The following is an 11435-nucleotide window of genomic DNA, read 5'->3' on the forward strand; positions in this document are numbered from 1 at the left end:
GATCATCGCGGGTCTCCCTCGTTCCCACCCGCCGGGAAGGCGGGATCGGTCTCATCGGTCCAGATCCGGACCAGTTCGCCGTTGATCGCGCCCAGGCGACCCAGCGACGCGTGCTCGGTGCCACGGCTCAGCGGGTGCCGGGGCACCCACACCACCCCGTCGACCATGTCACTGGCGATCTCCAGGGAGAGGGTGATCTGTCCCTCGCCCCAGGCGACCTTGATCGGCGAACCGTCGCGCAGCCCGTTGGCCATGTCCAGGTTCATCCGGATCACCGTCGGGCGCGCCGTCGCCAGCAACTCCCCGGCGTGGTCGGTGCCGCGGGAATCGTCGATCAGTTCCCGCCAGCTGGCCAGGATCGCCTCGCCGGGGCCGGGCCGCACCTGCTGCAGCGGGGCCGCGTTCGGGGCGTCGGGGCGGGCGCCGGCCCAGACCCCGAGCTCGGCGAGCTCGGTCCGCGCCTCGGCCGCGGACCGGATGCCCAGGTCGGTGCCCAGCGCATCGGCCAGCGCGGCGAGAACCCGCAGATCGCTCATCACCTGGGTGGTCGGCACCGCGGGGTGGACCGGGCGTTCCCGGCCCTCCCAGTCCAGGAAGGTCCCCTCGCGCTCCTCGAAGAGGGAGACCGGGAAGACCACGTCGGCGCGGGCGGTGACCTCGCTGATCCGGGTTTCCAGGCTGATCAGGAAGTCGACGTTCTCCAGGGCGGCCAGCGCGGTCGCCGGTGCGCGGAGATCGGCCGGTTCCACCCCGGCGACGACCAGGGCCTTGAGTTCCCCGGCGGCGACCGCGGCGAGGATCTGATCCCCGTCCCGGCCGGGGGTGCTCGGCAGCGCGTCGGTGCCCCAGGCGGCGCGGACGTCGACGCGGGCGGCCGCATCGGTCACCGGGCGCCCGCCGGGCAGCAGGTTCGGCAGGCAGCCGGCCTCGATCGCGCCCCGATCGCCGGCCCGCCGCGGGACCCAGGCGAGCTTGGCGCCGGTGCGGTGGACCAGATCGAGCACCGCGGTGAGAGCACCCGGTGAGGTCGCTGCGCGCTCCCCGACCAGAACCACCGAGTTCGCGTCCAGCGGGACCTCGGTCGGGTCCAGGTGGTCCAGCACGTCCGCCTCGGTGCCCGGCACGGTCGGCAGGACGGTGCCGCCCATCTTCCGGGTGCCGGCGCTGGCGTACGGGGCGAGGGTGAAGACCCGGGTGCGGTTCTTGCGGTACGCCTTGCGCAGCCGCAGGAACACCATCGGGGATTCGTCCTCGGGTTCCAGGTCGACCAGCAGCACGGTGGCGGCGTGTTCCAGGTCGGCGTAGCTGGTGCCGAGCCCGGTGCCGGCCACCGCCTGCGCCAGGAACGCGCTCTCCTCGGGGGTGTGCGGGCGGGAGCGGAAATCGATGTTGTTGGTGCCGAGCGCGACCCGGGCGAACTTGGCGTACGCGTAGGCGTCCTCGACGGTCAGCCGGCCCCCGGTCAGCACCCCGTAGGGGTGGTCGCCCGCGGCCCCGGCCTGCTGCAGCCCGCGGACCGCGGCGTTGATCGCCTCGGGCCAGGACGCCGGCCGCAGCACATCGCCCTCGCGGATCAGCGGGCGGGTGATCCGGTCCTCACCGCGGCCGTACTCGAAGCCGAAGCGGCCCTTGTCGCAGTTCCACTCCTCGTTGACCTCGGGCGCGTCGCCGGCATAGCGGCGCAGCACCTCCGAGCGACGCTGGTCGACCCGCAGTTCACACCCGGAGGCGCAGTGCTCACAGGTGGTGACCTGGGACTTCAGGTCGAACGGCCGGGACCGGAAGCGGTACTTCGCCGAGGTCAGCGCCCCGACCGGGCAGATCTGGATGGTGTTGCCGGAGAAGTAGGAGTTGTACGGCTGGTCCTCGTAGAACCCGACCTGCTGCAGCGCGCCGCGCTCCACCAGGGCGATGAACGGGTCTCCGGAGATCTGTTCGGAGAAGCGGGTGCACCGGGCGCACAGCACGCAGCGTTCGCGGTCCAGCAGGATCTGTTTGGACACGTTGATCGGCTTGGGGAAGGTGCGCTTCACCCCGTCGTAGCGCGATTCGGCGGCCCCGTTGGACAGGGACTGGTTCTGCAGCGGGCACTCCCCGCCCTTGTCGCAGATCGGGCAGTCCAGCGGATGGTTCATCAGCAGGAATTCCAGCATCCCGGCCTGGGCCTTCTCGGCCTTGGCGGAGACGTGCCCGGTCTCGATCTGCATGCCGGGCATGCAGGTGATCGTGCAGGAGGCCTGCGGTTTCGGCATCGGCCGGCCGCGTCCGTCATCGGTCACATCGACCATGCACTGGCGGCAGGCGCCGACCGGGTCCAGCAGCGGGTGGTCGCAGAACTTCGGGATCTGGATCCCGAGCTGTTCGGCGGCCCGGATCACCAGGGTGCCCTTGGGCACCGAGATCTCGATCCCGTCGATGGTGCAGGTGACCTCGTCGGTCTTGTTGGCAACCTCGGTCATCAGTGCGCCCCCACCTTCATCGGTGCCGCCTCGAACAGGCAGTTCTTCTCGTACGGGAACAGCTCCCAGGCCGGGGTGTGGTAGCCCTGCTCGAACTCGTCCCGGAAGTGCTTGATCGCCGAGGTGACACAGGCCACAGCACCGTCGGCCAGCGCGCAGAAGGAGCGGCCGCCGATGTTGTCGCACAGGTCGAGCAGCTTCTCGATGTCGCCCTCGACCCCCTGGCCGGCCTCCAGCCGGGCCAGCAGCTGCACCAGCCACCAGGTGCCTTCCCGGCAAGGGGTGCACTTGCCGCACGACTCGTGCTTGTAGAACTCCACGAAGCGCAGGGTGCTGCGGACCACCGAGGTGGTCTCGTCGAAGCACTGCAGCGCCTTGGTGCCCAGGATCGACCCCTGGGCCATCGGGCCCTCATAGTCCAGCGGCATGTCGAGGTGTTCGGCGGTCAGCAGCGGGGTCGAGGAGCCACCCGGAGTGAAGAACTTCAGCTGGTGCCCGGCGCGCATGCCCCCGGAGACCTCGAGCAGCTGCCGCAGGGTGATCCCCATCGGCGCCTCGAACTGGCCCGGGTTGGCGACGTGGCCGGACAGCGAGTAGATCGTCATGCCCTTGGACTTCTCGGTGCCCATCGAGGCGAACCAGGCCTCGCCGTTGTCGATGATGCTGGGCACCGAGGCGATCGATTCGACGTTGTTGACCACCGTCGGGCTGGCGTACACCCCGGCCACCGCGGGGAACGGGGGCCGCAGTCGCGGTTGCCCGCGCCGTCCCTCGAGCGAGTCGAGCAGCGCGGTCTCCTCACCGCAGATGTACGCCCCGGCGCCGGCGTGCACGATGATGTCGAGGTCGAAGCCCGAGCCCAGGATGTTGCGGCCGAGGTAGCCCTTGGCGTACGCCTCACTGACGGCCTGCTGCAACCGGCGGGTGATGTGCAGCACTTCCCCGCGGACGTAGATGAAGGAGGTGTGCGCGTTCACCGCGAAGGAGGAGATGATCAGCCCCTCCACCAGGGTGTGCGGGCTGGCCATCAGCAGCGGCATGTCCTTGCAGGTGCCCGGTTCGGACTCATCGGCATTGACCACGATGTAGCGCGGGTTCGGGTTGTCCTTGGGCAGGAAGGACCATTTCACCCCGGTCGGGAAGCCGGCCCCGCCGCGGCCACGCAGACCGGCGTCCTTGACGGCCCCGACGATGTCGTCGGGCGCCATCTCCAGTGCCTTGCGCAGCGCGCGGTAGCCGCCGTTCTTCTCATAGACCGCCAGGGTCCAGGCCCGGTCGATGTCCCAGTTCGCACTCAGGACGGGGGTCAGCAGATCGGTCACTGCGCAGCCTCCTCGGTCTGGTTGTCGGCGGCGACGTTCGGAACGGGTGCCGACCAGCCGTGTTCGCGGGCGATCCGCAGCCCGAGCAGGGAAGCGTCCCCGGCGGTCGGCCCCTCATCGGCGCGCCCGTCGGGGAAGCCGGCCAGCACCCGTTCGGCCGCGCGCCAGGACGTGATCTCGGCACCGCGCGGGGAGGCCACCGGGTTGTCGGCGACCAGCGCGTCGACCAGCTCAATGGCGCTGTGCGGGGTCATGTAGTCGAAGAATTCCCAGTTGACCATCATCACCGGGGCGTAGTCGCAGGCGGCGTTGCACTCGATGTGCTCCAGGGTGATCTGGCCGTCGGCGGTGGTCTCGTCGTTGCCGATCCCCAGGTGTTCCTGCAGCGCCGCGAGCACGTGGTCGCCGCCCATGATGGCGCACAGGGCGGTGGTGCAGACCCCGACCAGGTGTTTGCCGACCGGCTTGCGCTTGTACATCGTGTAGAAGGTGGCCACCCCGGACACCTCGGCGGTGCTCAGCTCGAGGATGTCGGCACAGACCTCGATCCCGGCCGGGGAGATCCGGCCGTCGACCGACTGGACCAGGTGCAGCGCCGGCAACAGGGCCGAGCGCGCCTGCGGGTAGCGGGCGGCGATCTCGCGGATCTCCTCCACGGTCTCGGCGGTGATGTTGGTCGAGGTGTCGGTCATGTCGACCCCACCGGAGACCTCGAAATGGGACTGGAAAGCACTCATCGGTCCACGCCTCCCAGCACCGGGTCGAGGGTCGAGATGGCGACGACGACGTCGGAGAGCATGCCGCCCTCGGTCATCATCGGCATCGCCTGCAGATGGTTGAAGCTCGGGTCCCGGAAGTGGGCCCGCCAGGGCCGGGTGCCACCGTCGGAGACCACGTGCGCGCCGAGTTCACCCTTGGGCGATTCCAGCGGCACGTACGCCTGCCCGACCGGCACCTTGAAGCCCTCGGTGACGATCTTGAAGTGATGGATCAGGGCCTCCATCGATTCGCCCATGATGTGCTTGATGTGCTCGTTGGAGTTGCCGATGCCGTCATTGCCGATGGCCAGCTGCGCCGGCCAGGCGATCTTCGGATCATCGACCATGAACGGGGCGCCCTCGAGCTTCTCCAGCCGCTCCAGGCACTGTTCGACGATCTTCATCGATTCCCAGATCTCGTCGAAGCGGATCATGAACCGCCCGTGGGCGTCACAGGTGTCGCGGGTGATCACGTCGAAGTCGTAGGTCTCGTAGTCCAGGACCGGCATCTCCTTGCGCAGGTCCCAGGCGTACCCGGTGCTGCGCAGCATCGGCCCGGTGACCCCCATCGCCATGCACTGCGCCAGGTCGAGGTGGGCCACCCCGGAGTAACGGCCCTTGAAGATCGGGTTGTGCTCGACCAGGGTCAGAATCTCGCGGGTGTGGGTGGTCATCCACTTCAGCGAGTTCCTGACCTCGGCGATCTCGGCCTTGCCGACATCGTTGGCGACCCCGCCGGGCCGGATGAAGCCGTGATTCATCCGCAGCCCGGTGATCGCCTCGTAGATGTCGAGCAGCATTTCGCGTTCCCGCAGCGCGGCGGTCATCACCGTCAGCGCTCCGATCTCCATCCCGGAGGGGCCGATGCCACCCAGATGGGAGGAGATCCGGTTCAGCTCGAGCAGCATCACCCGGATCACCTTGGCGCGTTCGGGGATGTCGTCCTCGATCCCCAGCAGCCGCTCGACCGAGAGGCAGTACGCCGCCTCGTTCCAGAACGGCATCAGGTAGTCCATCCGGGTACAGAAGGTGACGCCCTGGGTCCAGGACCGGAATTCCATCGACTTCTCGATGCCGGTGTGCAGGTAACCGATCGCCGGGCGCAGGCTGGTGACGGTCTCCCCCTCGGTCTCCAGCACCAGCCGGAGCACGCCGTGGGTGGAGGGGTGCTGGGGGCCCATGTTGACCACCAGCCGCTCGTCGCCACGCTCGGCCTGGGACGCGACGATCTCGTCCCAATCGCCACCGGAGGCGGTGTAGACAGTGCCCTCGGCCGCATCACCGACACCGCCCAGGTAGTCGGGGCGGTCGTCGGAGGTGTCGCCGCGGTCGGCGTCCTCGGGGACCTCGTACGGGTCGGTCCGGGTCGGGTCCGCGGTGGGGGTCTGATCGCTCATCAGTAGCTCCTGCGCTCGTCGGGCGGCGCAATGGTGGCGCCCTTGTATTCGACGGGGATGCCGCCCAGCGGGTAGTCCTTGCGCTGCGGGTGGCCGTACCAGTCGTCGGGCATCAGGATCCGGGTCAGCGCCGGATGCCCGTCGAAGATGACGCCGAACATGTCCCAGGTCTCGCGCTCGTGCCAGTCCGCAGCGGGGTAGGTGGGCACCACCGAGGGCACGTGCGGGTTGTCGTCGGGGACCATCACCTCCAGCCGGATCCGATGGCGGTGGGTGTAGGACTGCAGGCTGTAGACCACGTGCAGCTCATGGCCGACATGGTCGGGGTAGTGCACCCCGGAGACCGACATGCAGCCCTCGAAGCGCAGCCGCGGGTCGTCCCGCAGGGCGCGGGCAGTCTCGGTGAGCAGACCGGTGGCGATCTCCAGGGTGAGCTCGCCACCCTGGGTGAGGACGCGGGTGACCGCGCCGGGGACCAGCTCGTTCAACACATCGACCACCGCGTCGAACCAGCCCCCGTAGGGGCGTACCGCGGTCGCCGGCTCGACGCTGGGGCGGACCAGACCGTCGTAACCGGAGGTGTCGGCCGGGCCGCCCTGACGGCCCCAGGAGCCGTGCTTGTCGGCGAACCGGCGCTCCTCCGGACGCGGCGCCCGGGCCTGCGCCAGGTCCTGCCCGCCGCTGTCGGGGGTGGCCGGGGTCTGGTCGGAGGTCATCGCAGCAGACCCCGCATCTCGCTGGTCGCGGGCGCCTCGAGCGCCGCCCGTTCGGCCTCGGCCGTAGCGTTGATCGCGTTCGGGCCGATCGGGGTGTGCATGACTTTCTGCTCCTTGAGCTTGTAGATCGCGTCTATCAACATCTCCGGACGCGGCGGACAGCCGGGCACGTAGATGTCGACCGGGACGATGTGGTCCACGCCCTGCACGATGGCGTAGTTGTTGAACATGCCGCCGGAGGAGGCACACACCCCCATTGCCAGCACCCACTTCGGGTTGGGCATCTGGTCGTAGACCTGGCGCACGATCGGGGCCATCTTCTGGCTCACCCGACCGGCCACGATCAGCAGGTCGGACTGGCGCGGGGAGGCGCGGAACACCTCCTGGCCCCAACGCGAGGCGTCGGCCCGGGGACCGCCGTAGCTCATCATCTCGATGGCGCAACAGGCCAGGCCGAACGAGATCGGCCAGAACGAGGTCTTGCGCATCCACCCCGCAACCGCTTCGATGCTGGTGAGGGCGATCCCCTCGGGGAGGTTATCTTCCAGACCCATGTCAGGCTTCCTTCCGTTCAGTACCGGGCACGCCGGTCAGTCCCAGTCGAGGCCGCCACGGCGGACGTCGTAGAGATAGGCCACGAACACGGTCGCCACAAAGACCAACATCGCCCAGAAGCCGAACAGGCCGAGCATGTCGAACTTCACCGCCCAGGGATAGAGGAAGACGATCTCGATATCGAAGACGATGAACATCATGGCGGTCAGGTAGTACTTGACCGGGAACCGCCCGCCGCCGATCGGCTGCGGGGTGGGCTCGATCCCACACTCGTAGGAGTCGTACTTCGCGCGGTTGTATCGCTGGGGACCGATCTGCATGGTGACCAGCAGACCGACCGCACAGAACGCCGCCGCGACCGCGATCATCACGATCAGGGGCGTATAGATGGCACTCATCCGGAACCCTCTCCTTGGCTGCCGACTCCACGGGCATGCGCGGTCAGTCTAGACCGTCGGCCGGGTGCGCGTGACAACCCCCCGAAAGTTCTTGAAATGCGCTCTGACTAGGGGAATCTCGATCAGATAACGCAAGACCACGGTTTCGTTATTGGGTGAGGCTCGCCTTACTGACCCGCCCTTGGACGGCACCGGGCAGGGGCACCGGCCTCAACTATGTTGTGGGGCGTGACCCGAGCGGACCTGCGATCCACAGCTGACCTGCCGGCCGGCCCGATCCCGGCCCGCACGGTCGCGATCGCCGATCCCGGGGATCTGCTGGCCTGGCTCCCCGCCGCCGGGCGCGATTCCGCCGGGAGCGATTCCGGCGGGAGCGATTCCGGCGGGAGCGATTCCGGCGGGAGCGATTCCGGCGTCGGCGGCACGCTGTGGCTGCGCCGCGGCGACGGAATGGTCGGGATCGGCCGGCTGATCCGGCGCGAGTTCATCGACATGGCCGAGGCCGACCGGTGGTGGCGGGCGCTGAGTGATCGCCTCGATCATCATGTGGTGCCCGATCCCGATTCCGGGGTCGATCTGGCCGCGCTGCCCGGGATCGGGCCGTTGGCCTTCGGTTCGTTCACCTTCGATCCCGGCAACACCGAGCGGAGTTCGGTGCTGGTGGTGCCCGAGATCATCATCGGCCGACGCCAGGGGGTGTCGTGGATCACCCGGATCGGTTCCACCGACACCGGGACCGACCTGCCCCCGCGTACGGTCGAGGCGCCGCGGCCGCCCGGGGAGATCCGCTATTCCGACGGTGCCTTGTCCGGCCCGGCCTGGGAAGGTGTGGTGGCCCAGGCGGTGGCCCGGATCCAGGGTGGTGAGTTGGCCAAGGTGGTGCTGGCCAAGGATCTGTGGGCCGAGGCGGAGGGTCCGATCGATCCGCGCTGGGCGTTGACCCGACTCGCCGCGGCGTACCAGCAGTGCTGGACGTTCCAGGTCGACGACATGATCGGTGCGTCCCCGGAGATGTTGATCCGGCGCGAGGAGGGTCTGGCGACCTCCCGGGTGCTGGCCGGCACGATCCGGCGTACTTCCTCGGAGGCGGCGGACCTGCAGTTGGCCGCGGCGCTGTCGACCTCGAGCAAGGACCTGGCCGAGCACGAGTACGCGGTTGCCTCGGTGGCCCGGGCGCTGGCGCCGTACTGCACCGGAATGAACGTGCCGGATGTGCCCTACGTGCTGACCCTGCCGAATGTGCTGCACCTGGCCAGCGACGTGACCGCGGTGGCCCGTGGGGATGCCAGTGCGCTGGCGATGGCCGGGGCGCTGCATCCGTCGGCGGCGGTGTGCGGTACACCGACCGAGGCCGCGCGGGCGATGATCGCGGAGTTGGAGCACTTGGACCGGGGCCGCTACTCCGGGCCGGTCGGCTGGGTGGATGCGGCCGGGGACGGGGAGTGGGCGATCGCGTTGCGCTGCGGCCGACTGGAGGGCAATCGGGCCCAGTTGTTCGCCGGGTGCGGCATCGTGGCCGAGTCCGAACCCGAGGCCGAGCTGTCGGAGACGGTGGCCAAGCTGGTGCCCATGCGCGACGCGCTCGAGAGTTAGCATGCGCGACTCGCTCGAGAGTTGATGCGCGCGATGCGCTCGAGAGTTGATGCGCGCGATGCGCTCGAGAGTTGATCTGCGCGATGCGCTCGAGGGTTGATGCGCGCGGGGCTCAGACCGCGGTGGCGACCAGGTCGGCGGGTTCGGGCAGCGGCGTGATCAGGCCGCGCTGGTCGAGTTCGACCAGGTGTTGGGTGGATCGGCGCAAGGCCTGGTAGAGGGCCTGGATCGCGGGATCGCTGACCCGGTCGGCGGGAATCACCAGGGAGACGATCCGGCTCAGGCCGTGATCGATCTCGATCACCGATACTCCGGCGCGGCGCTGGCCGATGGTGGTCAGCGCGGGCCGCATCGCGACGCCGACTCCGTGGGAGACCAGGCTGTGGGTCATCGCGGCATCGTCGGTGGAGCACAACACCTTCGGCACGAAGCCCCGGTCCCGGCAGGCCAGGGCGAGTTCATGGGAACACTTCGGACAGCCCCCGACCCAGGATTCGTCAGCGGCGGCTTCCAGCGGCGCGTTGGACCTGGTGCTCAGTTCGGCACCTTCCTGGACCAGCAGCACGTACTTTTCGTGCAGCAGGGGCAGTTCGACGAAGCCGCGGGCCACCTCGTCGTCGGGGTAGCCGAAGGTGAGCAGCGCATCGCACTGGCCCGAGCGGAGCAGGTCGAAGTTGGCCGGTGGCTCGGTGTCGATCAGCTTGATCCGCAGGCTGGGGTCGGTACTGAGCAGGTCCGCGGCGGCCTCGGCCAGCAGGACTCCGTTGGCCGAGGGGAAGGAGCCGAGGGTGATCTGGGTCAGCACTTCCCCGTCGGCGACGCGGCGTACCTGCTCGCGGACGAATCGCCAGGAGCTGAGCGTCTGCTCGGCGTAGCCCTGCAGCGCCTCCCCGGCCGGGGTGAGGTGGATCCGGCCGCCCTCGCGGCTGAACAGTTCGGTCTCCATGACCTTTTCCAGCGCCTTGATCTGCTGGGAGACCGCGGGCTGGGAGAAGTCCAGTCGGCGGGCGGCACCGGAGATGCTGCCCGCGTGGACGACGGCCAGGAACACCTCGAGCAGCTTCGTATCCATAAAGAATAGTTAATCATGCTATTCCAAATACTTTGGGTCGGGGCGGGGTTTTGGATTCTGGACATGGCGACCCGGCGAGATTCGATGCGGGTCCGGGTCCGGGGCGCTGGTCTCGTGGCGTGGGGCGTGTGGCGTGTGGCGAAATCCGGCGGTCCGGGACGGTTCCCGCGCTGGATCCCTCGGCCGGGCCCGTTCCTGCGACGGAAGCTCGGGCCGGTGCCCCTCCCGCGACGGACCCTCCGGCCGGTGCCCCTCCCGCGACGGATCCTCCGGCCGGCGCCCCTCCCGCGACGGATCCTCCGGCCGGTGCCCCTCCCGCGACGGACTTGATCATCACGCAGGCTGAAAATCTTCCCGCCCCTGCTGCAACACCCGCGAGAAGGTTGGCGCATCGCGGTATGGCCGGAAGCATCGCGGGAAGGCACCCGACCGAGATAGCCATCGCGGGAAGCGGTCAGGCCGACGGAGCGATCGCTGGATGGCATCCGGCCGAGAGCTGCCCCAGGCACGTGTTGCAGCTAAGGGGCGATCCTCCCTCACCTGCCTCCCCGCGCTGGACCTTTCGGCCGGACCCATTCTCGCGACGAAACCTCCGGCCGGGCCCATTCCCGCGACGGAACCTGCGGCCGGTGCCCCTCCCGCGACGGAACCTCCGGCCCGGACCTTCCCGCGACGGACTTGATCATCACGCAGGCGGAACATCTTCCCGCACCTACTGCAACACCCGCGAGAAGGTTGGCGCATCGCGGCATGGCCGGAACCATCGCGGGAAGGTACCCGACCGAGATAGCCATCGCGGGAAGCGGTCAGGCCGACGGTGTCGGCGGCCACGAGAGACTGCCCGGAGACGGTCACGAAGCTGCCTGGTAGCGGACATGAGGATTGCCCGCTGACGGTCACGAGATCTGCCCGACACGAAGTCGTATGCCTCACCGGTTCCCACGGTTGAGGCCCCTCCTCAGGTGCGATCGGCGGTGCTGAAGCGCCCGTCGCCCTGAGGAGGGACAACTTGAAGTCTGCCGAGGAAATCATGGAAATCTTGGATGCCTACGACCTGACCGGGTCGTTACGTGATGCCGGGGAGCTGGCCGGTTGTTCGCACCACACGGTGAAGCGTTACGTTGAGCGGCGTGCTGCCGGTGGCGCACTGGACACGGTCGCCGGG

Annotated in this window: 9 protein-coding genes; 1 reads left to right on the forward strand and 8 read right to left on the reverse strand. The window is 68.9% G+C overall.

All coding sequences use genetic code 11. The features are described from left to right. Positions 1–2: 2 nt before the first annotated feature. From G531_RS0114600 to G531_RS0114630, 7 genes are read right to left on the reverse strand one after another with little or no spacing between them, the layout of a single operon-like run. The gene (locus tag G531_RS0114600; protein ID WP_026927819.1) at positions 3–2459 is read right to left on the reverse strand and encodes an NADH-quinone oxidoreductase subunit G; all 2457 of its coding nucleotides are present in this window, start codon (positions 2457–2459) and stop codon (positions 3–5) included. Beyond that, positions 2459–3781, reverse strand: coding sequence for an NADH-quinone oxidoreductase subunit NuoF (gene nuoF, locus G531_RS0114605; protein ID WP_026927820.1), 1323 nt, complete (start codon positions 3779–3781; stop codon positions 2459–2461). The genes G531_RS0114600 and nuoF overlap by 1 nt, the downstream gene beginning before the upstream one ends. Continuing rightward, positions 3778–4518: an NADH-quinone oxidoreductase subunit NuoE gene (nuoE, locus tag G531_RS0114610; RefSeq protein ID WP_026927821.1), complete on the reverse strand. Its 741-nt coding sequence runs from the start codon at positions 4516–4518 to the stop codon at positions 3778–3780. The genes nuoF and nuoE overlap by 4 nt, the downstream gene beginning before the upstream one ends. Next, complete coding sequence (locus tag G531_RS0114615) at positions 4515–5936, reverse strand: NADH-quinone oxidoreductase subunit D (RefSeq protein WP_081684154.1); 1422 nt, start codon at positions 5934–5936, stop codon at positions 4515–4517. The genes nuoE and G531_RS0114615 overlap by 4 nt, the downstream gene beginning before the upstream one ends. Beyond that, positions 5936–6652 (reverse strand): NADH-quinone oxidoreductase subunit C, encoded by a 717-nt coding sequence (locus G531_RS0114620; protein ID WP_026927823.1) that lies wholly within the window; start codon positions 6650–6652, stop codon positions 5936–5938. The genes G531_RS0114615 and G531_RS0114620 overlap by 1 nt, the downstream gene beginning before the upstream one ends. Continuing rightward, positions 6649–7206, reverse strand: a complete 558-nt coding sequence (locus tag G531_RS0114625) for a NuoB/complex I 20 kDa subunit family protein (protein ID WP_026927824.1) — start codon at positions 7204–7206, stop codon at positions 6649–6651. The genes G531_RS0114620 and G531_RS0114625 overlap by 4 nt, the downstream gene beginning before the upstream one ends. A 36-nt stretch (positions 7207–7242) precedes the next feature. Then, positions 7243–7605 (reverse strand): NADH-quinone oxidoreductase subunit A, encoded by a 363-nt coding sequence (locus G531_RS0114630; RefSeq protein WP_026927825.1) that lies wholly within the window; start codon positions 7603–7605, stop codon positions 7243–7245. A gap of 228 nt (positions 7606–7833) precedes the next feature. Between G531_RS0114630 and G531_RS0114635 the strand changes: the two genes are divergently transcribed. Continuing rightward, complete coding sequence (locus G531_RS0114635) at positions 7834–9198, forward strand: isochorismate synthase (protein WP_245630525.1); 1365 nt, start codon at positions 7834–7836, stop codon at positions 9196–9198. Positions 9199–9310: 112 nt separating this feature from the next. Here the strand turns inward: G531_RS0114635 and G531_RS22895 are convergent, their stop codons facing one another. After that, a complete protein-coding gene (locus G531_RS22895; RefSeq protein WP_051215542.1) occupies positions 9311–10270 on the reverse strand; it encodes a LysR family transcriptional regulator in 960 nt (319 codons plus the stop codon). Between the last annotated feature and the right edge of the window lie 1165 nt (positions 10271–11435).

Origin of the sequence: Granulicoccus phenolivorans DSM 17626 = NBRC 107789 = JCM 15570 (genome assembly GCF_000423085.1) — a bacterium.
GTDB classification, from domain to species: Bacteria; Actinomycetota; Actinomycetes; order Propionibacteriales; family Propionibacteriaceae; genus Granulicoccus; species Granulicoccus phenolivorans.

Coding starts and splice junctions, on each gene's coding strand:
- G531_RS0114600 (WP_026927819.1), bottom strand. CDS start 2,459: ATGACCGAGGTTGCCAACAAGACCGACGAGGTCACCTGCACCATCGAC.
- nuoE (WP_026927821.1), bottom strand. CDS start 4,518: ATGAGTGCTTTCCAGTCCCATTTCGAGGTCTCCGGTGGGGTCGACATG.
- G531_RS0114615 (WP_081684154.1), bottom strand. CDS start 5,936: ATGAGCGATCAGACCCCCACCGCGGACCCGACCCGGACCGACCCGTAC.
- G531_RS0114620 (WP_026927823.1), bottom strand. CDS start 6,652: ATGACCTCCGACCAGACCCCGGCCACCCCCGACAGCGGCGGGCAGGAC.
- G531_RS0114625 (WP_026927824.1), bottom strand. CDS start 7,206: ATGGGTCTGGAAGATAACCTCCCCGAGGGGATCGCCCTCACCAGCATC.
- G531_RS0114630 (WP_026927825.1), bottom strand. CDS start 7,605: ATGAGTGCCATCTATACGCCCCTGATCGTGATGATCGCGGTCGCGGCG.
- G531_RS22895 (WP_051215542.1), bottom strand. CDS start 10,270: ATGGATACGAAGCTGCTCGAGGTGTTCCTGGCCGTCGTCCACGCGGGC.